At 62.4% G+C, this 23,068-nt stretch carries 25 protein-coding genes and 1 pseudogene; 12 read left to right on the top strand and 14 right to left on the bottom strand.

Annotated features, from left to right (window positions below):
• Positions 1 to 148 precede the first annotated feature (148 nt).
• On the bottom strand, positions 149 to 1,615 hold the full coding sequence (gene hisS, locus BM413_RS15130; RefSeq protein ID WP_091914420.1) for a histidine--tRNA ligase: 1,467 nt from the start codon (positions 1,613 to 1,615) through the stop codon (positions 149 to 151).
• Positions 1,616 to 3,048: 1,433 nt separating this feature from the next.
• Between hisS and BM413_RS15125 the strand changes: the two genes are divergently transcribed.
• The gene (locus tag BM413_RS15125; protein WP_091914418.1) at positions 3,049 to 3,369 is read left to right on the top strand and encodes a putative quinol monooxygenase; all 321 of its coding nucleotides are present in this window, start codon (positions 3,049 to 3,051) and stop codon (positions 3,367 to 3,369) included.
• Here the strand turns inward: BM413_RS15125 and BM413_RS15120 are convergent, their stop codons facing one another.
• Positions 3,370 to 4,734: a DUF2778 domain-containing protein gene (locus BM413_RS15120; protein ID WP_091914593.1), complete on the bottom strand. Its 1,365-nt coding sequence runs from the start codon at positions 4,732 to 4,734 to the stop codon at positions 3,370 to 3,372.
• A gap of 513 nt (positions 4,735 to 5,247) precedes the next feature.
• Between BM413_RS15120 and BM413_RS15115 the strand changes: the two genes are divergently transcribed.
• Positions 5,248 to 5,478, top strand: coding sequence for a hypothetical protein (locus tag BM413_RS15115; protein ID WP_091914415.1), 231 nt, complete (start codon positions 5,248 to 5,250; stop codon positions 5,476 to 5,478).
• A gap of 101 nt (positions 5,479 to 5,579) precedes the next feature.
• Here the strand turns inward: BM413_RS15115 and BM413_RS15110 are convergent, their stop codons facing one another.
• Positions 5,580 to 5,771: a hypothetical protein gene (locus BM413_RS15110; protein ID WP_091914414.1), complete on the bottom strand. Its 192-nt coding sequence runs from the start codon at positions 5,769 to 5,771 to the stop codon at positions 5,580 to 5,582.
• A 95-nt stretch (positions 5,772 to 5,866) separates the two neighbouring features.
• Entirely contained in the window at positions 5,867 to 6,784 is a 918-nt protein-coding gene (locus tag BM413_RS15105; RefSeq protein WP_091914411.1) for a LysR family transcriptional regulator, read from the bottom strand.
• Between the two features lie 95 nt (positions 6,785 to 6,879).
• On the opposite strand from BM413_RS15105, the gene BM413_RS15100 reads away from it, so the two are divergent.
• The 3 genes and pseudogenes from BM413_RS15100 to BM413_RS32505 form a co-directional block, all read left to right on the top strand.
• Positions 6,880 to 7,755, top strand: coding sequence for an aldo/keto reductase family oxidoreductase (locus BM413_RS15100; protein WP_091914409.1), 876 nt, complete (start codon positions 6,880 to 6,882; stop codon positions 7,753 to 7,755).
• Positions 7,756 to 8,035: 280 nt separating this feature from the next.
• Positions 8,036 to 8,572 (top strand): STM3941 family protein, encoded by a 537-nt coding sequence (locus tag BM413_RS15095; protein ID WP_091914407.1) that lies wholly within the window; start codon positions 8,036 to 8,038, stop codon positions 8,570 to 8,572.
• A gap of 71 nt (positions 8,573 to 8,643) precedes the next feature.
• A pseudogene (locus BM413_RS32505) lies at positions 8,644 to 8,760 on the top strand (oxidoreductase); the annotation flags it as partial.
• A 158-nt stretch (positions 8,761 to 8,918) separates the two neighbouring features.
• Here BM413_RS32505 and BM413_RS15085 read toward each other — a convergent pair.
• Together BM413_RS15085 and BM413_RS15080 are read right to left on the bottom strand one after the other, a co-directional pair.
• Positions 8,919 to 9,278, bottom strand: coding sequence for a lysozyme inhibitor LprI family protein (locus BM413_RS15085; protein ID WP_091914403.1), 360 nt, complete (start codon positions 9,276 to 9,278; stop codon positions 8,919 to 8,921).
• Between the two features lie 270 nt (positions 9,279 to 9,548).
• Positions 9,549 to 10,466 (bottom strand): bifunctional 5,10-methylenetetrahydrofolate dehydrogenase/5,10-methenyltetrahydrofolate cyclohydrolase, encoded by a 918-nt coding sequence (locus tag BM413_RS15080; protein ID WP_091914401.1) that lies wholly within the window; start codon positions 10,464 to 10,466, stop codon positions 9,549 to 9,551.
• 81 nt (positions 10,467 to 10,547) lie between these two features.
• Between BM413_RS15080 and BM413_RS32500 the strand changes: the two genes are divergently transcribed.
• A complete protein-coding gene (locus tag BM413_RS32500; protein WP_139238591.1) occupies positions 10,548 to 10,739 on the top strand; it encodes a hypothetical protein in 192 nt (63 codons plus the stop codon).
• Positions 10,740 to 10,862: 123 nt separating this feature from the next.
• Here BM413_RS32500 and BM413_RS15075 read toward each other — a convergent pair whose 3' ends face one another.
• Entirely contained in the window at positions 10,863 to 11,672 is an 810-nt protein-coding gene (locus BM413_RS15075) for a L,D-transpeptidase (RefSeq protein WP_091914399.1), read from the bottom strand.
• A 196-nt stretch (positions 11,673 to 11,868) separates the two neighbouring features.
• Here BM413_RS15075 and BM413_RS15070 point away from each other — a divergent pair, with 196 nt between their 5' ends.
• Together BM413_RS15070 and BM413_RS15065 are read left to right on the top strand one after the other, a co-directional pair.
• Positions 11,869 to 12,507 (top strand): DNA-3-methyladenine glycosylase I, encoded by a 639-nt coding sequence (locus BM413_RS15070; protein WP_091914397.1) that lies wholly within the window; start codon positions 11,869 to 11,871, stop codon positions 12,505 to 12,507.
• Positions 12,508 to 12,594: 87 nt separating this feature from the next.
• Positions 12,595 to 13,206 (top strand): hypothetical protein, encoded by a 612-nt coding sequence (locus BM413_RS15065; protein ID WP_119920291.1) that lies wholly within the window; start codon positions 12,595 to 12,597, stop codon positions 13,204 to 13,206.
• Positions 13,207 to 13,236: 30 nt separating this feature from the next.
• Here the strand turns inward: BM413_RS15065 and glcF are convergent, their stop codons facing one another.
• The 5 genes from glcF to BM413_RS15040 form a co-directional block, all read right to left on the bottom strand.
• A complete protein-coding gene (gene glcF, locus BM413_RS15060; RefSeq protein WP_091914393.1) occupies positions 13,237 to 14,565 on the bottom strand; it encodes a glycolate oxidase subunit GlcF in 1,329 nt (442 codons plus the stop codon).
• A 17-nt stretch (positions 14,566 to 14,582) separates the two neighbouring features.
• Positions 14,583 to 14,963, bottom strand: a complete 381-nt coding sequence (locus BM413_RS15055; RefSeq protein WP_091914391.1) for a DUF4870 family protein — start codon at positions 14,961 to 14,963, stop codon at positions 14,583 to 14,585.
• Complete coding sequence (glcE, locus tag BM413_RS15050; RefSeq protein ID WP_091914389.1) at positions 14,960 to 16,210, bottom strand: glycolate oxidase subunit GlcE; 1,251 nt, start codon at positions 16,208 to 16,210, stop codon at positions 14,960 to 14,962. Before glcE ends, BM413_RS15055 begins: the two co-directional genes overlap by 4 nt.
• Before the next feature lie 268 nt (positions 16,211 to 16,478).
• Entirely contained in the window at positions 16,479 to 16,994 is a 516-nt protein-coding gene (locus tag BM413_RS15045) for an endonuclease domain-containing protein (protein WP_091914387.1), read from the bottom strand.
• Positions 16,994 to 18,490, bottom strand: a complete 1,497-nt coding sequence (locus BM413_RS15040) for an FAD-linked oxidase C-terminal domain-containing protein (protein ID WP_091914385.1) — start codon at positions 18,488 to 18,490, stop codon at positions 16,994 to 16,996. Before BM413_RS15040 ends, BM413_RS15045 begins: the two co-directional genes overlap by 1 nt.
• A 177-nt stretch (positions 18,491 to 18,667) precedes the next feature.
• Here BM413_RS15040 and BM413_RS15035 point away from each other — a divergent pair, with 177 nt between their 5' ends.
• The 4 genes from BM413_RS15035 (at position 18,668) to BM413_RS15020 (ending at position 21,977) form a co-directional block, all read left to right on the top strand.
• On the top strand, positions 18,668 to 19,474 hold the full coding sequence (locus tag BM413_RS15035) for a FadR/GntR family transcriptional regulator (RefSeq protein ID WP_091914383.1): 807 nt from the start codon (positions 18,668 to 18,670) through the stop codon (positions 19,472 to 19,474).
• A 16-nt stretch (positions 19,475 to 19,490) separates the two neighbouring features.
• Positions 19,491 to 20,627: an alpha-hydroxy acid oxidase gene (locus BM413_RS15030; protein ID WP_091914381.1), complete on the top strand. Its 1,137-nt coding sequence runs from the start codon at positions 19,491 to 19,493 to the stop codon at positions 20,625 to 20,627.
• A gap of 79 nt (positions 20,628 to 20,706) precedes the next feature.
• A complete protein-coding gene (locus tag BM413_RS15025; RefSeq protein WP_091914591.1) occupies positions 20,707 to 21,414 on the top strand; it encodes a metallophosphoesterase in 708 nt (235 codons plus the stop codon).
• 38 nt (positions 21,415 to 21,452) lie between these two features.
• Positions 21,453 to 21,977 (top strand): hypothetical protein, encoded by a 525-nt coding sequence (locus BM413_RS15020; protein WP_091914378.1) that lies wholly within the window; start codon positions 21,453 to 21,455, stop codon positions 21,975 to 21,977.
• Between the two features lie 20 nt (positions 21,978 to 21,997).
• On the opposite strand, the gene BM413_RS15015 is transcribed toward BM413_RS15020, so the two are convergent.
• Both BM413_RS15015 and BM413_RS15010 read right to left on the bottom strand, forming a co-directional pair.
• Positions 21,998 to 22,138 carry a hypothetical protein gene (locus BM413_RS15015; RefSeq protein ID WP_175544325.1) on the bottom strand — a complete coding sequence of 47 codons (141 nt, stop codon included), beginning with the start codon at positions 22,136 to 22,138 and terminating at the stop codon, positions 21,998 to 22,000.
• A gap of 212 nt (positions 22,139 to 22,350) precedes the next feature.
• Positions 22,351 to 23,049, bottom strand: a complete 699-nt coding sequence (locus BM413_RS15010; RefSeq protein WP_091914374.1) for a type 1 glutamine amidotransferase — start codon at positions 23,047 to 23,049, stop codon at positions 22,351 to 22,353.
• Positions 23,050 to 23,068 lie beyond the last annotated feature (19 nt).

The following is a 23,068-nucleotide window of genomic DNA, read 5'->3' as shown; positions in this document are numbered from 1 at the left end:
CTCGAGGGGGAGATGGCTGCGCAGCAGCCAGAGGGGGTCGTTGCGGCCGCGCGCGTCGAAGAGATCAGGCCGCGTCCTTCACGAGCGACCCCACCCGACCGCTTCGCGGCCACCCTCCCCTCAAAGGGGAGGGAGAGCGCGGCGCCACTCATCCGCGCCTCCGCTCTTCCGCCTGCGCATCCAATATCTTGCGCACCTCGGCCACCAGATCGGCTTCCGCCACCGTTATCTGCCCCGGCCGTGCCTCCTTGTATTCGGCATGCCCGGCGATCGCCGCCGCCTGCCGCGCGCCCTCGATCAAATCCTTGATCTGGACTTCGCCTTTGGTGCGCTCGTCGCCGCCCTGGATGACGACGACGGGCGAACCGCGCCGGTCGGCATATTTAATCTGCGCCTTCATGCCGGCGCCGCCGAGATAAAGCTCGGCGCGGATGCCGGCCTGGCGAAGTTCCGAGACCATCTTCTGGTAGCGCCCGAGACTTTCGGTGTCGCGGTCCATGACCAGCACGACGACCGGGGCGACGACATCGGAGGTATCGAGCTTGCCGAGGTTCTTCAGCGCCGTCATCAGGCGCGAAACGCCGATGGAGATGCCCGCCGCCGGAACCGGCTCGCCGCGGAAACGCGAGACGAGCCCATCATAACGCCCGCCGCCGCCGACCGAGCCGAAGCGCACGACCTGACCTTCGTCATTGGGGATTTCGGCCAGAAGTTCGGCCTCGTAGACCGGGCCGGTGTAGTATTCGAGGCCGCGGACGACGGAGGGGTCGATTTTTACCCGGCCGTCATCATAGCCTGCCGCAGCGCAGAGCGCCTTGATCTGCGCCAGTTCCTCGACGCCTTCATTGGCTTCGATCTCGCCGGTTTCGATATAGGCAAGCACCTTGGCGATGGCCGTGTCATCCAGCCCGGCGCCCTTGGTAAAATCGCCCTCGCCTTCCTTGCCGCCGTCCCAGCGGCCCTTGCCGAGCAGCAGCTTCACGCCTTCCGGGCCGAACTTGTCGAGCTTGTCGATGGCGCGCAGCACGGTCAGACGGCGGCCGGCATTGTCGTCGCCGCCGAGGCCGATGGCCTCCAGCACGCCGTCCAGCACCTTGCGGTTGTTGACGCGGATGACGTAGTCGCCGCGCTTGATGCCGAGCGCTTCCATGATATCGGCCATCATCATCGCCATTTCGGCATCCGCTGCCACGCCCGGCGTGCCGACCGTGTCGGCGTCGAACTGCATGAACTGGCGGAAGCGGCCCGGCCCAGGCTTCTCGTTGCGGAACACCCAGCCGGCGCGGTAGCTGCGATAGGGTTTCGGCAGGCGCTCGTAATTTTCGGCGACATAGCGGGCAAGCGGCGCGGTGAGATCGTAGCGCAGCGACAGCCACTGCTCGTCATCGTCCTGGAACGAGAACACGCCCTCGTTGGGACGATCCTGGTCGGGCAGAAATTTTCCGAGCGCGTCGGTGTATTCGATCATCGGCTGGTCGGCCGGCTCGAAACCGTAAAGCTCATAGACCTCGCGGATCTTGCCCATCATCTTTTCGACGGCGCGAATATCGTCGGCCGAGCGATCGGCAAAGCCGCGCGGCTGGCGCGCTTTCATTTTTTCGGTCTTTTCGGCCATGTCGTGTTCGCTCTTGTCGCTCGTGTAATGCGTTGTAACCCGTATAAAGTTACAGCGCGCGTGTCCTAACTTATGCGGCCCGGAGCGGCAAGGGTTGCGGTGCCCTTCCTTCTCCCCTTGTGGGAGAAGGAAGGGCACCGCTTCATCTTCGCCATGCCCTGCCCCCGGTGCATTGCGGTGCGTCCTTCGAGGCTCCCCTTCGACAAGCTCAGGATCGCACCTCAGGATGAGGGAAGTTGGCGCTATTCTCCCTGATCCTGAGTTCCTACCCTTCATGAAAAGAACTTCTGCCGGCACACCCTCCCTCATCCTGAGGTGTGAGCGTAGCGAGCCTCGAAGGACGCGCCTATTCATCGCCACGCCTGCTTTCGCATCTGGCCATTGTCAAAGAGCCGGGAAAGACGGGCGGCCGAAATCTCGCTCATCTTTTGTATTTTCTGCGATCTCTCGACCGCCCGTCTCGGTGTCTGTCCCGAAGTCGGCCGGTCACAACGCCCGCTCCATGTACATTCCATGGACAAGACGCCGCGGGTTCTCCGCATCCTGCGCGATCTGCCCTTGGTCCTTCCGCCACAAGCTTATCGCTTGCAGCTTCCAGCCAGGGCATGCGGCCGCAGGACGCCGGCCTGTGTCGGGCCCTCGGGTTCCTGGCTACCACACCAGGGCGGGAGGTCACCGCCGCTCTCCCCGATCCCGGTTCCAGAACCCGGTCCCGCAAGAGCGATGGGGGGATTATGTGCGAGGTGTCTTGGGGTGGGGAAAGATTGGGGGTGAAAAAATGTGTGGGGTGAGTGGAAACAATGGGTTGGTTGGAAATTGGGTGAAAATCTTTCCCCCACAGTTTCCGCTGGTTTCAGCTTCGGCAGTTCTGCACCGCAGCGGCTTCATCGATGTTCCGGCATGGATTCCCGGGTTCCTCCGCCGAACTACGTTCGGCTCCGGCCCCGAGGATGACGAGCTTGGTATCTGCGTGTCTGCAAATCACCAACGCTTGAGATTAGCGGCAAGCCCAAACGCAATTCGTCATTCTCGACCTCGTGAGCGAGGAACGAGCGGAGAGTGTCGGGAATCCATGCCGGAACGGTGGGGAACTTCGGCGGTGCAGAACGCGCGTCAACATCAGGACGGGGCTGTGCCTGACGATGATGCGGCCAATGGGTCCCCGGATAACCTTCGCTCCGGTTTCCGGGAAGACGACTTCATGGTTGCTATCGCTAATCGCCCAGGTTGAACTTCGAAGCGCGGACCGCATCATCCTTGGACGCAGCATGAGCGTAGCGAAATGCGCAGACCCGAGAATCCGTCGGAACGCTCAAACGGCAACAAGGGCCAGCTCGATCTTATTACCCCCGACGTAATTGTAACCGCTCTCATTCCCGGCATTTCTCTCGTCATGAGATTGGCGTTTCCGATCCTGCATGGAGAAAACGCGAATGAGCGTTACCTATATCATCGGCTTCAACGTCCGGCCCGCCCAGCGCGAGCGCTTTCTGTCGCTGCTCAACGGCGTGCTCGATGCGATGCGCCATGAGGCGATGTTCGTCAGCGCGAATTTTCACGTCGACCCGAACGATCCTTGCCACTTCCTGCTGCATGAGACGTGGGTCGATCATCAGGACGTGCTCGACGTGCAGATCAAGCGTCCCTATCGCGAGGAATGGCATGCAGCGCTCGACGAGCTTCTGAAAGCGCCACGCGATATCTCGGTCTGGCAGCCGCTGAGAAGCGACAGCGCCGAGGTAATGAAGACGTGATCAGCCGTTGGACGCAACCATGGTCGAGCGTCCGCCGCTCGGCACCACGACGAGCTGCTTGACCTTGCCCTTCTTGAAGGCGGTGAGGAAGCGCTCGTAGTCCTTGAAGGCGACGCAGCCATGCGATTCGGCCTGCCGGCCGCGCAGCAGGTAGCTGTGGGTCAGGAAGCCGTCGCGGCCATATTTGTTCCTGCCGTCGACGGGCAGCATGCGGATAGCCTCGACGCCATGGAAGCGGCTTTCGCGCATCTTGAGGTTATAGGTGTGCGGCGGGGTCGGGCCGTTCATCTTGACGTTCACATAGCGTGGATCGTCGGCCATCTTGCCGACGCCGGAATGGGCCTCGAGCACGCTGCCGTCGGGCATGTAGACCTTGGCTGCGCTGATGTCGTAGACGGCGACGCCGCCGCCTGCCCTGGCTCCACCGCCGCCGAACAGATTCTGCAGCGCCCGGCCGAAGCCGCCGCTTGTCGGCCTGTCGCCAGGATCGCTCGGCCGCGCATAAGCCAGCTTCTGCGGCTTAGGTGCTGCGCGTTCGTCGGCCTTCTTCGGTTCGTCTGCCTTCTTCGGCTCGTCGGCCTTGCGCACGGGCTGCTCGTCGGGCTTCGGTGCTGCCGGTTCATCGGCCTGGCGAACGTCGGGCTTTTCCGTCTCCGGGACGGGCTTGCGTGCCTGTTCGTAGCGCGGCCGAAGCTGTGGCAGGGGACCGTCGGACGGGGTGTTTTCATAGTCCGGCAGGGACGCGGCGTCTTCGCCCGTGTCGAGGTTCGGGTTTTGCGATGCCGCGAGGTCGTCCTCCAGCGGTGGCGCCAGCAACGCCGAAAGTGCAGCGTCGGCTGCTCCACCGGGGGACGGATCGGCATAGGCAAGCAAGGTCGGATGCTGTTCGGTCGCAGCGGGCAGCGTTGCGAACCGCTCCTGCGCGGGCGTACCGGCCTTTGCGACAGTGCTCTTTGCGACCGTGCGGGCCGACTTGCCGGAATTGGGGGCCTGGAAAAGGCTGGCGAGCTTCTTGGACGTCAGCGCGGCATTCTTCACGACAGCGTCGAAGCGGGCTGCATTGGGGTTCGCGCCGGTGACGGCGGCGACATCGGGATGGCGGGCGGATTTCTTAGGGCCGGCAGCGATGCTCGCGGTCACGAAGGGCTGCGCCGTTGCAATGACCAGCCGCGGCGCTTTGCCGGTCTTGCCATGCTCCTGCGGCAGCCGCGCCTGCAACGGCTCGACTCCGTAGAACTGCGGCTTGGGAAGGAGGCTGCCTGAGTTGGAGGCGAATGAGCTGCTCATCGCGACCATGCCAGCGACGGACCACACAGCCGCACCGGCAAAACCGATGCCAACGGAGGTGACCAGCAGGGGACGCATCAGGCGGCGCCAGGAATGTGTACGAACGACCTTACTCACAAACGCGCGCCAAACCGGCATATCCCGCAAACGGTCTCAGGTCGGCAAGCGACCGTAGTTGCGTGACTTCCAGAATGTCCCCATTTAGACCAAGTGATCGACTGAAGATGGGCAAATATGGTTAAATTTTGCTTTCCAGAAACCCAGAATATCCGAGATCCGGCATTTTCGACGCCTGAGCAGAGCTTTCAGCGTCACCAATTCAAAACCGACAACAAACGTCAAACGGCACCAATGCCCTTTGACGGTAAGGCCCGTCAGGGCCGCTTGTAGGACATCGGTTGACGGTTGGTCAACCTCGGTCGCGAATTGTCCAGAGGGCGCAGGACCGATCGGGGATAGATCTGGCGGGTGGCCCAAACAGCAATAGATGAGATGCGGGCGCGCCGGAGCGATTTTTGCTTACATACGTCAAAGTTAATAGAGGGCTGTTCCAACAGCAGATATGTTGCAACGCTTCTGTGGAGCGTTGCCATGACCAACTATCTTGTAAAACACTTGGGTTGCACGGGCATATACTCGCCGCAGGATCTGTCTACGCTGGACGCAGTCCTGCAGTCTGCCAAGCAGCATCTCCAGCTTACGGACCAGAGCGATATCAGCGACTTGGCCTACAAGGTGCTGACGCTGTTCGAGGTCGGCATCAAGAGCCCGGACCAGATTTTGAAATACGTCATCTCCATCGACCCGTTCAAAACAAAATAGTCGTGCGGGCCGGATAGCGCGGTGATGCCTGGCATCGCCGCACGGCAATTCGACCTGCCGCACCAGCAAGCGCGACAGGGCGAGATGCCTGGATGGATGGCCTATTCGGCCTTGGTTTCCTGCTGCTTGACGGTCTGCGGAACCGTGGCCGTCGAGGTGTCGGCCGTTGATACACTCGCCACTTTGGTTTCGGTGTCTATCGAAGCATTTACCTTCGAATGACCCATGCATTCTGCGGATGCGGCCGATACCGTCAGGCCGATCGCGGCGGCAAGCACGAGAATTGTCTTCATCGTCTGTCTCCTTCGCTGCATTGGTACAGGGAAAGGCTAACAGCGGCAGCGCCGCCGGCAAAATCACGCTTTGTTGTGGTGGGATCTGAGTGGTTTCAGGAGGTGAGGCCCTGGTTTGCCGATGCCTTGATGAAATCGATGAACGCGCGCAGCGGTGCCGGCACGAGGCGTCGTCCGGGGTAGTAGAGAAATGGCCCCGAAAAGCGCTGCCACCATGGTTCCAGCACGGGTTCGAGGACGCCGCTGTCAAAATACGGGCGCAGCCAATCCTCGAAAAGGCTTACGATGCCGGTGCCGGCGATCGCCGCGTCGACGGCGAGGTCGGTCGACCCGCCCAGCCTTACGATTAAGGGGCCGCTGGGATCGACCCGCACCACCTCTCCGTCGCGCTCGAACTCCCAGGGTGGCATCGAGCCGCTTGAAAAGCGGCCGCGCAGGCAGGCATGGCCGAGCAGATCGCGCGGGTGTTCGGGCCGGCCATGGCGATCGAGATAGGCCGGCGATGCGGCGGTGGCGAAGCGTTGGAAGCGCGGCCCGATCGGCACGGCGATCATGTCCTGCTCCAGCCGCTCGTCATAGCGGATGCCGGCATCGCACCCGGCTGCGATCACGTCGACAAAGCTTTCCTCGGTGATCACCTCCAGCACGATGTCGGGATAGGCGGCGAGAAACGCCGGCACGATGTCTGGCAGCACCAGCCTTGCCGCGCTGACCGGCACATTGAGCCGCAGCGAGCCCGCCGGATTGTCGCGAAAGCTGTTCACCACATCGAGCGCTGCCTCCATCTCGGCCAAGGCGGGGCCGAGGCGCGCCAGCAGCCCCTCGCCGGCTTCGGTCGGAACGACGCTGCGCGTCGTCCGGTTAAGCAGCCGGACGCCCAGTTGCGCCTCGAGGCGCCGCACCGCCTCGCTCAGGCTCGACGCGCTGCCGCCGCTGAGGCGGGCGGCATCGCGAAAGCCCTTGGCGCGCGCCACGGCCACGAAGGCGTTCAAGTCACCGAGATCGGTTTTCATTGTTCGTAATCCCGCACAGCCTGTGCCGATTGCAGCCCATTATCATGAATATGGTCATCGCCTAAATACGGGGTCAGATCAAAAGGAAAGAGATCATGACCAGCATCGAACAGTCAGGCACTTTCACCCTGGGGAACCGCACCGTGAAGCGGCTAGGCTATGGCGCCATGCAGCTTGCAGGCCCCGGCGTGTTCGGCCCGCCGAAGGATCATGACGCTGCGCTGGCCGTGCTGCGCGCGGCCGTGGCAGCCGGTGTGAATCACATCGACACCAGCGACTTCTACGGCCCGCATGTCACCAACCGGATCATCCGCGAGGCGCTGCATCCCTATGCCGACGATCTCGTCATCGTCACCAAGATCGGCGCGCGGCGCGGCGCGGATGGATCATGGCTTCCGGCGTTTTCGCCTGAAGAACTGACCCAGGCCGTGCATGACAATCTGCGCAATCTCGGGCTCGAGGCGATGGATGTGGTCAATCTCCGCATCATGTTCGACACGCACGGCCCCGCCGAAGGGTCGATCGAGGCGCCGCTTTCCGCTCTGGCCGAGCTTCAGCAGAAGGGCCTTGTCCGTCACATCGGGCTGAGCAATGTCACGCCGACGCAGATCGCGGAAGGACGCGGGATTGCCCAGATCGTCTGCGTGCAGAACCAGTACAATCTGGCGCATCGCGCCGACGACGCCCTGATCGACGATCTCGCCCGCGACGGCATCGCCTATGTGCCGTTCTTTCCGCTCGGCGGATTCAGCCCGCTGCAGTCGTCAACCTTGAACGATGTCGCCAAGCGCCTCGGCGCGACGCCCATGCAGGTCGCGCTAGCCTGGCTGCTGCGCCGCGCGCCCAACATACTGCTGATCCCGGGCACCTCGTCGGTCAGGCATCTGCAGGAAAATCTGGCCGCGGGTGGGTTGGTGCTGAGTGATGCTGTGGTGGCGGAGCTGGATTCCGTGGCCAAGATCGCCGCGTGACGGCACACAGGACTGTTGTCGCATTCCGACATCAGCACAAGCTCACGTAACGCCAGCGATCATTCGGGGCGATCCCAGGCCCTGTGGCATGAAAAGCTTTCCAATGCGACGATTCCGTGGGTTGAACGGATCGCCGCACTGGAGAGCTTGCCCGACAGAGGTCGCGTTTCTAAAAGGGGCTCTGCAAGGCAAGCGAACATTTTAAGGCGAGCCCGTCCGGCTAATGTTGGGGCGTCTTAAGTGTCGTTAATTCGGCATACGCCCAATATAGGATGATTTTATGAATCAAGAGCTCTTTGTAGCAAAACCAAATAAGGTGAAATTGCTGCTCTCAACAATATTTCTCCTTACGATATCTGCTATTGCGATTTACTATCTCCATAGAGGGCCAGACCAAAGCAGTCTGCGAATCGTGCTCCGGGAAGGTTATTTATTTTATCCTATATTTGGATTTGGGCTTTTGATTTTTCTAGCGCTCTCCGTTGGAGGCCTCTATCGGCTCCTCTCGGGTGCAAAAGGTCTGATAGTCAATCATGACGGCATCAACTTAAATGGTTCATTGCTGGTGAAATGGAATGATATAGCTGCTTTGGAGCATTATGAGGATTTCACGTCCTCGCATCTGACGGGATACAAAATTATCCTCAAAGATCCGGAAGGTTACTTATCCGCGCACAAACAACATCCGCTGTACAAAAGGATGGTGTCCAATCAGAAAACCATATCGACGCCCGTGGCGGTTTATACGAACAGTCTGAACATGGATCACGACAGATTTAATGCCGTTGTAGGTCATTTTCTTCGCAAAAATGCCTGAACCGGTCAGTTGGAACGCGTCGGGCTTTGCCGACGGAAAATCGGCGGTGGCTGCCTTCGCGTTGTCACCAAGTGGGCCACATCGGGCTGAGCAACCTCACACCGGCGCAGATCGCGGAAGGACGCCGGATCGCCGAGATCGTCTGCGTGCAGAACCAGTACAATCTGGCGCATCGCGCCGACGACGCCCGTGCAACGGCCCGCATCATTTGGTTGGTGCCGCTGGTTTCGGGTTCTTCACCGCCGATGATGTGAGGCTGGATGGCGGGTGGACGAAGTTCCTGATCCTGCCAGAGACCAAATAGATTTTCAGCAGCGTAGGGAAGTGGTCATCCCGCCCTTTTCGGCTATTCCGAAGGCACCGGGCAAGAGAGGTCGCCTTCCTGACAATTCAGATAGGCTTTCAATTGCCTGGTGCGATCCTTGGTCAGTTCAGCCTGACATGCAGCGACAACCATCGGCGCAGCAGAGCCGCCATCATCGCCGCTGGATTGGAAAGTGCATTCGGCATTGCGGAATGCAATCCACGCTCTTTGCGCCTTGACAAAACGCACCTTTCCATCGGCGTCGTCAGCAATTCTCGTTTGAATTTTCTTGAAAGTCTGGTTCAGCGCCTGATCGGCTTTTTTGAAGTCCGAGGATGGGTCAGCAAGCGCTGCGGTGATGGAAAACGACAGCGTAGCAATGGCGGCAAGCAGAAAACGCATAGTTGTATTCCCCCAAGGTAAAGCACTTATAGGTAATCACGCGTGAAGGCTGTCGGCAAGCATTGGCAAGCCATAAGGTAAGCGAAACGTTGATCATCCCAGCAGTGCTTTGGTACCCTGGTTCGCAGCTTCTATCGAAGCGGCTTCAAAGGCCCTAAAGCGCGTCTCGTTGTCGTTGATCCTGCTACTGTCCCCGCGTGTTTCAGTGACCGGAAATCACATATGGCGCTGACCGACAGGCAGCAGCGCCCCGTCGCCGGGCCTCGAATCCTACTCAGCCGCGATCTTGCCCTCTGTCGCATAGGTGCTCTGATACAGCGCGCGCTGGCGGTTCAGGGCGACCATCGTGTTGCGCAGCAGGATCGCGACCGTCACCGGGCCGACGCCGCCCGGTACGGGCGTGATCCACGAGGCCACGTCCTTGACGCTGTCGGTGTCGACATCGCCGACGATGCGGGTCGAGCCGTCGGGCGCGGTTTCGGCGTTGATGCCGATGTCGATCACGGCGGCGCCCGGCTTCACCATGTCGCCCTTGATCAGGCGCGGCTTGCCGACCGCCACGAACAGCGCGTCGGCGCGGCGCGTATGGGCGGCCACAGAGCGTGTCATGTGGTGGCACACGGTCACGGTCGCGCCCTCGCTCATCAGCAGGAAGGCGATCGGCTTGCCGACGATCTCGGAATGGCCGACGACGACCACTTCGAGGCCCTTCAGGTCGAGCCCGGTGGCTTTCAGCATTTCCACCGAGGCGGCCGCCGTGCAGGGCGCCAGCTCGATCTCATTGTAGACGATGTTGCCGATCGAGGCCGGGTGCATGCCCTCGACGTCCTTCAGCGGGTGGACCGCCGCCTGGATCGCCTTGATCGGGATATGCGCCGGCACCGGCCGCTGGATGATGATGCCGGTGACGCGCGGGTCGGCATTCATGCCGTGGATGGCTGCTTCCAGCTCGGCTGCCGTCGTTTCCTGCGGAAAGCGGCGCTCCTCGAAATCGATGCCGCCGAGTTCGGCCTTGGCACGCTGGTTGCGCACATAGACGTCAACCGCCGCCACGTCGCCGACGGTGATCGAAACGAGGCGGGGCGGAAAACCTTCTTCGACAGCCTTGTCGGCTGCCGCGCGCACTTGCGCGATGATGCGGGCTGCGACGGGCGCGCCCTTCAGATAGCGTGTGTCGTCGAGAGGCATTTTTTAGCTTCCTTCGGCGGACAGGATGGCCGGCAATCCGTTGCCGGACTTCATATGGAATGCTGTCTGGAACTTCCCACCATGAAGAATAATATTTTCACAAAAGGAAAGTCCAGAGCGATTTCGCTCTCATTGCCGCCTATAGCCGATTTCGGCCCGTTTGGCAGTGCGACAAAACGAAAGGGCAGGAGCTGGTTTATTGGAAACGGCAGGCGAGCGTTGACGCAATTGCGCCGTGCTATCGCTTCTTGGCGGCTGTTTGAGCTTTCATGAACGAGCGCTCCACCCCATCTCAAAGCGAAAGGGCAGCACGATCCCCATCATGCTGCCCTTGCTGCGGCGGCGAAAACCGCCGCTTCCGGACCGTCCCCCGGAAATATCGAATCGGGTCGGCCGCTACATTACCACGACCTGCGTGCCGATTTTCACGCGATCATAGAGGTCGACGACATCCTCGTTGCGCATGCGGATGCAGCCGGAAGACACCGCCCCGCCGATCGTCCAGGGCTGGTTGGTGCCGTGGATGCGGTAGAGCGTCGAGCCGAGATACATGGCGCGCGCGCCGAGCGGGTTCTCCGGCCCGCCTGCCATATGGACGGGCAGCACGCGGCCCTTGGCGCGCTCGCGCACGATCATCTCGGCCGGCGGCCGCCAGTCCGGCCATTCGCGCTTGGCGGTGACCTTGTGGGTTCCGGCCCATTCGAAGCCCGGCTTGCCGGTGCCGACGCCGTAGCGCCGTGCCTCGCCATTGGCTTGTACGAGGAAGAGGAAATTCTGCTTGGTATCGATGATGATCGTGCCCGGCTTGTGCGGGCCGTCATAGGAAACCTGCTGCGGCAGATACATCGGGTCGATCTGCCGGCGCACCTCGCGTTTGGCCGGTGCCGGGGCGACGATGCCTGCGGTGCGCTGCGCGTCCGGCTGCGGCTGCTGCTGGCGCCGCTGTGCCGGGGCATAGCGCTGGTCGAAGCGCGGCTCGACCGCATAGGGCTGGACCTGCACCCCGGCCGGGATTTGCTGCCGCACCTGGCGCACCTGCCGGCGCACCACCTTGCCCGGCTGCTGGCCGAGCTGCATCACCCAAGGGGCGGAAAGATCGGGGCTTACCACCACCGGCGGGCGTTCTGCGTAGCGGTCGTTGGCGAAGGCTGCTGACGCCATGCTGACAGCAAGGGCCGTGGCCCCCAGTAGAAAAAGATGTTTCATCGGACGCACTCTCGAACTCGATCGTCATCAACAGGCGGGGATTGCACCCCCTCCGTGTGCGATGTTGTCCGCCAGTGGCAACCGAAACGTGAATCGGAATGCGCAAAAAGCCAAACCGCGTTTAAACCTTTTGGTGTGGTTACCGCCCGGTTCAGGAATCTGGTAAAGGCCGGGTAAAAATGGAAAGTATTAGGAAATGGAAACAGTAAAAACCGGCCTGGTCGAAGGCGAAGACGGCGTCACGCGCTGTGCCTGGCATGGCAATCTGCCAGATTACCAGCACTACCATGACCACGAATGGGGCCGCCCCGTGGCCGACGACCGGCGGCTGTTCGAAAAGATCTGCCTTGAAGGTTTCCAGTCCGGCCTGTCGTGGCTGACCATCCTGCGCAAGCGCGAGGCGTTCCGCGAGGGTTTTGCCAATTTCGAGTATGAGCGCGTTGCCGAATTCACCGACGCAGATGTCGAGCGCCTGCTGGGCAATGCCGGCATCGTGCGCCACCGCGGCAAGATCGTCTCGACCATCAACAATGCCAGGCGCGCCCGCGAGCTGGCCGCGGAGGCCGGCTCGCTCGCCGCCTGGTTCTGGAAGTTCGAGCCCGGCGCCGACGAGCGCCCCGCCAAAGTCGACTATGCCTCGCTGATCGCCAACCCGACCACGCCGACCTCGACCCGCATCTCCAAGGAATTGAAGAAACGCGGCTGGAGTTTCGTCGGCCCCACCACCGTCTACGCCTTCATGCAGGCGATGGGGCTGGTCAACGACCATATTGAAGGCTGCGTCTGCCGCGCCGAGATCGAAAGCGAGCGCGCTGCCTTCAAGCGGCCGACATAAAACTTCGGTGTTGCCTTATTTCACTAGTCGCTGATGGATCGCGCGCCCATAAGGGAGCGTGAGGAGCGACACGGTGAGGAATTTCGGGTGACGGTAGAAGCGTTGACGGACAAGGGGCAGGCGCGCGGCTTGTTTGCCGAGATCGGCATGCTTTATCTGCGCGTGGCGACCGTGCTACTTGCCCTTATCGGCATCTTTGCGCTCGTCGGCACACAACTGGGCTGGTTCACGCCCGATATGCCGACGGCCAAGAAGGTCCTGCAGATCGACCGCCCCGCAAGCATTGCCGGGGCGCAGAGCATCAGGTCGAAGCTGATCCCTGTCGACACGAGCCGGCGGTACCGGATCGGAACCGACATTCGCGTGCTGCCCAAGGAAGACGGCTCGCCGCAGATTTCCACCGTCTATCTCGGCGTCCAGACCTATGACGCCAAAGGCAAGGCGCTGAATTCCGGCCCCGGGCCTTACCGCTTTGCCGGCGCTGCGAATGTTCAGATCAACTCGCAGGATGGCTGGACCCGCCTCGAGGGTGTCATCGCAGAGGAAGGCGACGAGAGCCACTACCAGTTCCGGCCCGGCACAAAGGCCGTCGAAGTCATCGTCATGCCCAACTACAAGGCCGACAAGAGCGTCGTCAGCGAACTGCGCAACGTGGAATTCACGCAGATCATCGAGCTGGACAATAACGAGGATCAATGAGTGCTGCCGCGCGAGCGGCCGGACGCCGGTTCACTCCGCCGCCACGAGCACCCTGCCCTCCGGCACGCCGGCAGGTTTTTCGCCGCCATAGGCCCAATCGAGCAGTTTCACCGTGTGCACCACCGGCATATTCGCGGCCGACGCGATCTGCGTGATGCAGCCGATATTGCCGGTGGCGACGATGTCGGCTCCGGTCGCCTCGATGTTTTTCACCTTGCGGTCGCGCAGCCGCGCCGAAATCTCCGGCTGCATGATGTTGTATGTGCCGGCTGAGCCGCAGCACAGATGCCCCTCGCGCGGCTCCTTCACGATGAAGCCGGCGCGGGCCAGAAGCTCCTTGGGCTGGCGCGTGATCTTCTGGCCGTGCTGCATGGAACAGGCCGAGTGATAGGCCACCGTCAGGCCGGGCTTTTGCGCCGGTTCCGGCAGATCGAGCGTGGCGAGATATTCGGTGATGTCCTTTGCCAGTGCTGAAACCCGCGCCGCCTTTTCGGCATAGGCCGGGTCGAGCCGCAGCATGAAGCCGTAATCCTTGATCGTCGTGCCGCAGCCGGACGCGGTGATGACGATGGCGTCGAGCCCGCCCTGCTCGATCTGGCGCGTCCAGGCGTCGACATTCTGCCGCGCCGAGGCAAGCGCCTGTTCCTCCCGGCCCATATGGTGGACGAGCGCGCCGCAGCAGCCCTCGCCTTGCGGCACCACCACCTCGACGCCGAGCCGCGTCAGCAGCGAAATCGTCGCCTCGTTGATGCCGGGCTCCAGCACCGGCTGGGCGCAGCCGGTGAGGATGGCGACACGGCCCCGCCGCGTGCCCGATGCCGCATGGCTGCCCGGTGACGCCATGGCCGAGGCTTCCGGGACAGTGGCGGGCGCAAGCTTCAGCATCGCGGCCAGGGGTTTAAGCGCAGCAGACTTCTCGAACAGGCCAGCAAACGGCCTGCCCAGCTTCGCCAGCTTCAAGGCCGCGCGAAAGCGCGCCGGATGCGGCAGCACGAAGGCGAGCAGCGCCCGGATGGCGCGGTTGGGCAGCGGCCGCCTGTAGGTTTTCTCGATATGAGCGCGGGCATGATCGACCAGATGCATGTAGTTCACGCCCGACGGGCATGTCGTCATGCAGGCAAGGCACGACAGGCAGCGGTCGATATGGGTGACGATCTGCTTGTCGGCCGGGCGGCCGTTTTCCAGCATGTCCTTGATCAGGTAGATGCGCCCGCGCGGGCTGTCGAGCTCGTTACCGAGCGTGACATAGGTCGGGCAGGTCGCCGTGCAGAAGCCGCAATGCACGCATTTGCGCAGAATCTTCTCCGATTCCGCCACATGCGGATCGGCGAGTTGCGCGGGGGTGAAACTGGTCTGCATGGCGCCCTTTTGTCTTCCTAAATAAACCAGCCGTTCGGATTGCGGATCGGCTCGCCGCGACCGACCGCCTGCAGGCCGATGATGCAGCGGGCGATGAACCAGACGGCGACCGCGAACAGCATGAAGAAGCCGACGACCAGAACGATGAGAACTGCGGAAACCAGGCCATACAGCAGGCCGATCCAGAAAGTGCGGATGAGCCAGGTGTAGTGGGTCTCGACCCAGGCTTCCGACTTGCCGCGATTGATATAGGCCAGCACGATGCCGACCAGCCCGCTGATGCCGATGACGAGGCCGGCGAGATAGAGAATGTAGATGACCTGCGCATTGGTTGCGCCCGGTTCCAGCCAGCGGTCGGTCTGGCGCGGTGCGGTCGGCCCGTTGTTGATATCGCTCATGACTTGCCCCCAGTTGCAGCATCGAGCGTAGCAGACTTGCCGAGTGGCACCATACGGCCCGGATTGAGGATGCCCTTCGGGTCGAACTGCTCCTTCAGCCGCGCCGAGAGGCCGGCAAGGGCCTGCGGCTGCGGCTCAAACACGGCAAGCGATGCGCGCAGCGAGTGGTTGGCGCGCACCAGCGTGGCGTGGCCGCCGCCGAATTTGCGGACCAGCCGGCGCAGCAGATCGGCTTCGGGATCGGCCTGAAGCCGCAGCCAGACGAGGCCGCCCTGCCAATCGTAAATGGCGTCGGTGGCCTCTTCCATGCGCAGCGCCATGACCATCGCATGGGCCTGCGCCGGCGCCATCGAAACGCGCCAGACGGGCCGTTCGGTGCCGTCGGCGAAGGGCGTGCAGTCGCGGATATCGCGCCAGATCGCCTTTGAAGCATCGCCGGAAATCTCGTCGATTGGGCCGGCGTTTTTCAGGAGATCGATGAGCTTGCCGGTGCGGAAGGCGACCGACGGGCCGAAGCCTTCAACGCGCAGCAGCGTGGCGGATGCACCTTTCAACGCGCCGCTGGCGATGCTGCCGGCAAGGTTTTCCGGCACATGCGCCGCACTTGAAACTTCCTCGCTCGAACCGAGCGCCAGCGCCATGGCGGCGTTCGCGCCATCGTCGAAGAGGCCGCGAATGGCGAGCGTCACTTCGGTTTCGGCGGCAGGCAGAACCTTGAAAGTGACGTCGGTCAACACGGCCAGCGTGCCCCACGAGCCGGCCATCGCCTTCGACAGGTCGTAGCCGGTGACGTTCTTCACCACGCGGCCGCCGGACTTGAACGCCTCGCCGCGCCCGGAGACAGCGTTGATGCCGAGGATATGGTCGCGCGCGGCACCCGCCTTGAGGCGGCGCGGGCCGGCGAGATTGGCCGCCAGCACGCCGCCGATAGTGCCGCGTCCGGCGGGCTGCCCAAGCAGCGGACCGTAATCCATGGGCTCAAACGCAAGTTCCTGGCCGTGATCCGCCAGCAGCTTTTCGATCTCGGCAAGCGGCGTGCCGGCCCGCGCCGACAGCACCAGTTCTTCCGGCTCGTAGAGCGTGACGCCGGTGAGGTTTGAGACGTCAAGCGTGTGTTCAGTCTGGAGCGGGCGGCCGAGGCCGCGCTTGGAGCCGTGGCCGATGATTTCCAGCGGGGATTCATTGGCCAGCGCCCATTCGACGGCGGCGAGCGCCTCAGTGGGGGTTGTTGGGGTGAAGGTGGTCATGGCGCCAACGCTTTCTCCCCCCTTGAGGGGGAGATGGCTGCGAAGCAGCCAGAGGGGGTCAGTTCGGCAGTGCTCTGCCGGAAAAACAGGTCGAGTCCGGTGGAGGGGGCCCCCTCTCCGTCTCGGGCTTTGCCCGAGCCACCTCTCCCCCATTTCATGGGGGCGAGGAACCCAAGTTCTGTAAAGTTGCGACCTCGGCGAGTGCCGGTTCCTCGCCCCTGCGAAGCGGGGGAGAGGTGTCGAGCGCAGCGAGACGGAGAGGGGGCGATCATAGAGAACCGTCTCCTGCCTTGTTGGTCCTCGCAAAGACGAACCGCAAATCCGAGGCAACCACCTCTTCGCTCAAGCGGCCGTCCAATGCCGCAAGAATGGTTTCGCAAACGCTCGCCAAGTTCTTCACCGCATCAGCGCTCCAAAAACGAATGACCGAATAGCCTTGAGCGCGCATGAATTCGTCGCGACGCCGGTCGTAGTAACTCTCGGCATGCTGGCTGCCGTCCAGTTCAACGACCAGCTTGCCGCTTCGGCACGCAAAGTCAGCGAAATACGGCCCCAACGGCATCTGGCGGACGAATTTGTAACCGCCCAGTTTTTTGGCTTTCAGTTGGTTCCAGAGGGTGGCTTCCGCTTGGTTGTCGCCATGGCGAAGTTGCCGGGCTCGCTCGATGCTTTCGGGTGAGCGGCGGCTAGAGGGGTCGGTGATCCCCCTCTCCGTCTCGGGCTTTGCCCGAGCCACCTCTCCCCGCAAGCGGGGCGAGGAACCCCCGTTCTGAAAGGTCCCCATCAAAACCTCGGAATGTCGGGGAACGGCAGTTTGCCGCCCGAGATGTGCATGCGGCCGAGTTCGGCGCAGCGGCGGAGCTGCGGGAACACCTTGCCGGGGTTGAGCAGATGGTTGGGGTCGAAGGCGCATTTGACGCGCATTTGCTGGTCGAGGTCGATCTGGTTGAACATTTCCGGCATCAGGTCGCGCTTTTCGACGCCGACGCCGTGTTCGCCGGTGAGCACGCCGCCGACCTTGACGCAGAGGCGCAAAATATCGGCGCCGAAGCTTTCGGCCTTGTCGAGTTCGCCGGGGACGTTCGCGTCATAGAGGATGAGCGGGTGGAGGTTGCCGTCGCCGGCGTGGAAGACATTGGCGACGCCGAGCCCGTATTGCTCGGACAGTTCGCGCATGCCTGCGAGCACACGCGGCAGTTCCTTGCGCGGAATGGTGCCGTCCATGCAGTAATAATCCGGCGAGATGCGGCCGACCGCCGGGAATGCCGCCTTGCGCCCGGCCCAGAAAGTCATGCGTTCCTGCTCGGATTGCGAGATGCGGCAGGTGGTCGAGCCGTTTTTCAGCGCGATCGCCTCGACCCGGTCGATGAGGTGGTCGACCTCGACGCCCGGCCCGTCGAGCTCGACGATCAGCAGCGCCTCGCATTCGAGCGGATAGCCGGCATGGACGAAATCTTCCGCCGCGTGGATCGCCGGGCGGTCCATCATTTCCATGCCGCCGGGAATGATGCCGGCGCCGATGATGTCGGCCACGCACTGGCCGCCCTGCTCGCTGGTCGGAAAGCCGATCAGCAGCGCGCGCGCCGTTTCGGGCTTGGGCAGGATGCGCACGGTGACTTCGGTGACGACGCCCAAAAGCCCTTCCGAGCCGGTCATGATGCCGAGCAGATCGTAGCCCTCGCTGTCCAGATGCTTGCCGCCGAGGCGGATGACCTCGCCATTCATCAGCACCATTTCGATGCCGAGCACATTGTTGGCGGTGAGGCCGTATTTCAGGCAGTGCACGCCGCCGGAATTTTCCGCGACATTGCCGCCGATCGAGCAGGCGATCTGGGAGGATGGATCGGGGGCGTAGTAAAAGCCCTCCTGCTCGACGGCGGTGGTGATGCCGAGATTGGTGACGCCCGGCTGCGCGGTGACGGTGCGGTTGGGATAGTCGATCTCGAGAATGCGGTTGAAGCGGCTCATGACCAGCAGCACGGCGTCTTCCAGCGGCAGCGCACCGCCCGACAGCGAAGTGCCCGAGCCGCGCGGCACGACGCGGATTTTGCGATCGTCGCAATATTTCAGGATGCGGGAAACCTGCGCCACCGTTTCGGGCAGCACGACCACCAGCGGAAGCTGGCGATAGGCGGTGAGCCCGTCGCTTTCGAAGGCACGCATTTCGTTGACGGCATCGACAACCCCCTCGCCCGGCACGATGATGCGCATGTCGGCGACGATCTCGGCGCGACGTGAAAGCGTCGATTGATCGGGTGCCGGCATGGCCAGACCGGACATGGGTTCGCTCCTCAGGATACTGGTAAAAAGCTTTTACCAGTTATCGACGCCGCCTGTAAACCAGGACCGGTTCATTTGATTTTGCCCGCCATATCCGTCCAATTGGATAAATAAATTGACCACTTATGCCGGATACCGCTATTCTCGGCACATTATCGGCCTCACCGGACACTTCGCTTGAGCGAGATTTTTTCCAGGATCGAGCATTCGCGCACCGCCGACGAGGTGGTGCAGCAGATCGAGAGCCTCATTCTCGAGGGCGTGCTGCGCGTTTCAGATCGCCTGCCCGGCGAGCGTGAGCTGGCGCGCCAGTTCGACGTGTCGCGGCCGATCCTGCGCGATGCGCTGAAAGCGCTGGAAATACGCGGGCTGATCGTGACCCGCCATGGCGGCGGCACCTATGTTGCCGACGTCATCGGCCAGGTCTTTACCAAGCCGATGCTCGACCTGATCGGCACGCACAGCAAGGCGGCTTCCGACTATCTCGAATATCGCCGCGAGATCGAGGGCGTGGCGGCCGAATATGCTGCGCGCCGCGCCACCGCCGACGACCGCGCGCTGCTGGAGCGCATCATGCAGCGCATGGAAGCGGTGCATGAGCGCGTCGACTTCGAGGAAGAAGCCGAGATCGACGTCGAGTTTCATCACGCCGTGGGTGAATGCGCGCACAACATCATCCTGCTGCACACGCTGCGCTCCTGCTATCGGCTGCTGTCGGACGGCGTGTTCCAGAGCCGGCTTCTGGTCTATGCCCTGCCCGGCGCGCGCGACGAACTGCTTGCCCAGCATCGCGCCATCCATGAGGCGGTGGCGGGCGGCGAGCCGGCCAAGGCGCGCAAGGCGGCGATGGACCACATAACCTATGTCGAACGCGCGATGACGGAAGCCGAACGCACCGGCGACTGGCAGCGCGTATCGAAACTGAGACTGCGCCAGCGCTCCGAAGCGGGCGATGCGGCGCGCAAGACCGGAACCGGGAAGTAGCCAGGAATAAAGACGAATGTCACAAATCCTCACCATCGACGACCTCAAGAACCAGGCACGCCGCCGCGTGCCGAAGATGTTCTTCGACTATGCCGATTCCGGCTCCTGGACCGAAAGCACCTACCGGGCGAACGAGGAAGATTTTTCCAAGATAAAATTCCGCCAGCGCGTGCTGGTCGACATGGACAACCGCTCGCTGGCTTCGACCATGATCGGCGAGAAGGTGGCGATGCCGGTGGCGCTGGCGCCTACCGGATCGACGGGCATGCAGCATGCCGACGGCGAGATGCTGGCGGCGCAGGCGGCGGAAGAATTCGGCGTACCGTTCACCCTGTCGACGATGAGCATCTGTTCGATCGAGGACGTCGCCTCGGTGACGAAGAAGCCGTTCTGGTTCCAGCTCTATGTGATGCGCGACAAGGAGTTCGTCTACAACCTGATCGACCGCGCCAAGGCTGCGAAATGCTCCGCACTGGTGCTGACGGTCGACCTGCAGATGCTGGCGCAGCGCCACAAGGACCTGCGCAATGGCCTCTCGGCACCGCCGAAGATGACGCCGAAGACCCTATTCGACATCGGCCGGCGTCCGGGCTGGTGGATGGGCATGCTTGGCACGCCGCGCCGCAGCTTCGGCAACATCGTCGGCCATGCCAAGGGCGTGTCGGATCTTGCTTCACTCTCCTCATGGACGGCGGAGCAGTTCGACCAGAGCCTGTCATGGGACGACGTTGCCTGGATCAAGGAACGCTGGGGCGGCAAGCTGATCCTGAAAGGCATTCTCGACAAGGAGGATGCCATCATGGCGGCGAAGACGGGAGCGGATGCGCTCATCGTCTCCAATCATGGCGGCCGCCAGCTCGACGGTGCGCGGTCTTCGATTTCGGTGCTGCCGGAAATCGTCGAGGCAGTCGGCGACAAGATTGAAGTGCACTTCGACGGCGGCATCCGATCGGGCCAGGACGTGCTGAAGGCGCTTTGCCTGGGCGCGAAGGGGACCTATATCGGCAGGCCCTTCCTGTACGGGCTGGGCGCGATGGGCAAGCAAGGTGTGACGACCACGCTGGAAATCATCCGCAAGGAGCTGGACATGACGATGGCTCTGTGCGGCAAGCGACTGATCACGGACGCCAGTAAGGAGATGCTCTGCAGATGACGCCGGCGCGCATGAAGAACCGACGGCGGGCGCATTGAGCACAGGCATTCATTATCTCGACGCCGCCGGCCCCGAAGGCATGCGCATCTATGCGATTGGCGATGTGCATGGCCGGCGCGACCTGCTGGAAATGATGCATGCGCGCATCAAAAGCGAACTGGAGCGGGACGCTCCGGCCGACTGGTGCATCGTCCATCTCGGCGACTATGTCGATCGCGGGCCGGACTCCAAGGGCGTTGTGCAGTTTCTGATCGACGCCGAGAAACGCGACAGCCGGATCATCTCGCTGGCCGGAAACCATGATCGCGGTTTTCTCGATTTTCTGGCGAACCCCGAGCCAGAGGGACTGTTTGCGCGCTATGGCGGCAAGGAAACCGCGCTTTCCTACGGCGTCGACATCGATTTCACGAACGCGGAGCAATGCAGGAAAGGCCACGCCTTGCTCATGGATGCCGTGCCGGCAGACCATGTGACCTTTCTCGCCGACCTGCGTTATTCGGCGAGCTTCGGCGACTTCTTCTTCTGTCATGCCGGCATCCGGCCAGGCGCTCCGCTCGACCGGCAGGACAGCCAGGACCTGATCTGGATACGCGGAGAATTCCTGAACTATCCGTACCTGCACCCGAAGGTGGTCGTGCACGGCCACACGCCGCATGACGAACCTGAAGTCATGGCCAACCGGGTCAATGTCGACACCCTTGCCTACAAATCGGGCAAGCTGACCGCGCTCGTCATAGACGGTGCGCAAAAGCGTATTTTGTCGGTGATTGCTGACATGAGCGCGTGATCTGAACGTGGCACTACAGGATTGAAACCGGAGAGACCATGGAACTGAGCGCGCTTCTGCCCTTTCTCGGGCATTCCGAACAAGACAGCGGACTGTCCGATCTGCTCACAACCGCCGGATTCGATGTCTCGCTGATGCCGGGCCGGGCGCAACGCGGCGGCGGGACCGGACATTGCGAGCTGAATGCCCTCGGCATCGAGCTCGCGTTCCAGTTTCACACGGATTACAAACATAGCTACGGCGTGCCCATGGATGGCGGCAAGGCGATCCTTTCAGCCATCTTCGTCTATGGTCAGCCGGCCAAGAAGCGGAAGGCCTATGTCGGCCCCATACCCTTCAGCAGCGGCCCTATCCACGACCGCGACGACGCCCTGCGCGAATTCGGCGTTCCCTATCACACGGAAGAGGAAGACGGCGAGATCGACTGGGATCACTGGATGAAAGGCAACGTGCAGGTGGGCGCGTTCTACCGGGAGGACACGTCGCTAAAGTACGTATCCTTTACCGTTCCGCTGAAGACGACAGTCGAAAAACTGAACCGCCTGGCCTCCGGTCGCCCCTGACGGGAACGACCCGCAGCGCCTTAATAACGGGCGGCGGTGACGCCGTAGCCGTCGACCACATTATGGTCGCCGGCAGCATCGGCAGCATAGATGCCGAGACCGCCAATAACGATGGCGGAGAGCATTGCGAAGGACAGTAAAGCGGCTTTCACGGCGGTCATCTCGGTTGCGGCTTCCTGCATCTCTTCATGAAATTATTACGAATGTGTTTCGCTTCGGCGGGCGGCCCGTCGGATGGTTAACCCGGTTTGTTGGCGGAAGCGGCGTCCTTCTAGGCTTTCGGCCTCCGGGACGTCCAGTGCTCGAAAAGCACACAGTCACGTAATCTTACGGACGTGTTATTTTTGCCACGTACAAAAGAGGTAGATGGCCCTCAGATGGTCGCTACCCAGGCGCGGGCAATCGACAAACCGGTGGCGTCGGCCTCGGCTCCGTGCGCTGCCGCCTCGTCCTCATGACGTTCGAGCCAGCCGGGCTGGCGCTCGCGCAGGAGGTCGGGGAACGACGCGTTCCAGTAGCGCACCAGCGGCTGGTCGGCCTCGAAATGAAACTGGAAGCCATAGGCCGCGCGGCCAACGCGGAACGCCTGGTTCTTCGTCGCCTCGTTGGCGGCGAGATGCACCGCGCCATCAGGCAGCGTGAAGGTGTCGTCGTGCCACTGGAAGCTCGAAAAATCCTTCGGCAGCGCGCCGAGAACGGGGTCGGCCTCTGCACTTTCCGTCAGCGAAATCCGCCGCCAGCCGAATTCGGGGGAGGTGCCGATCAGGTTCTCGCCGCCGAAGGCTCGCGCCATGAGCTGGCTGCCGAGGCAGATGCCGAGCACGGAACGATCCTTGGCCTCGAAATCACGAATCAGGTCGAGAAGGGCCGGAATATAGGGATACTTGTCGTCGGCCAGTGCATTCTGCCCGCCGCCGAGCACGACGATGGCATCGTGTTCGCTGGCGTCTTGCGGCATGGCATCGCCGTGATGGGCATTGCGCAGGTCGATTTCGGCACCGGCTTCGCGCAATGCGGCGCCGATCTGGCCAAGACCGGTATTGTCGTAATTCTGGACGACCAGCACCCGCATGAAGGACCCTCGCAATGAC

Origin of the sequence: Mesorhizobium sp. YR577, from assembly GCF_900116595.1 — a bacterium.
Classification (GTDB): domain Bacteria; phylum Pseudomonadota; class Alphaproteobacteria; order Rhizobiales; family Rhizobiaceae; genus Mesorhizobium_M.
The sequence above is the reverse complement of the archived record's forward strand: the minus strand, read 5'-3'. Positions and strand labels throughout refer to the sequence as shown.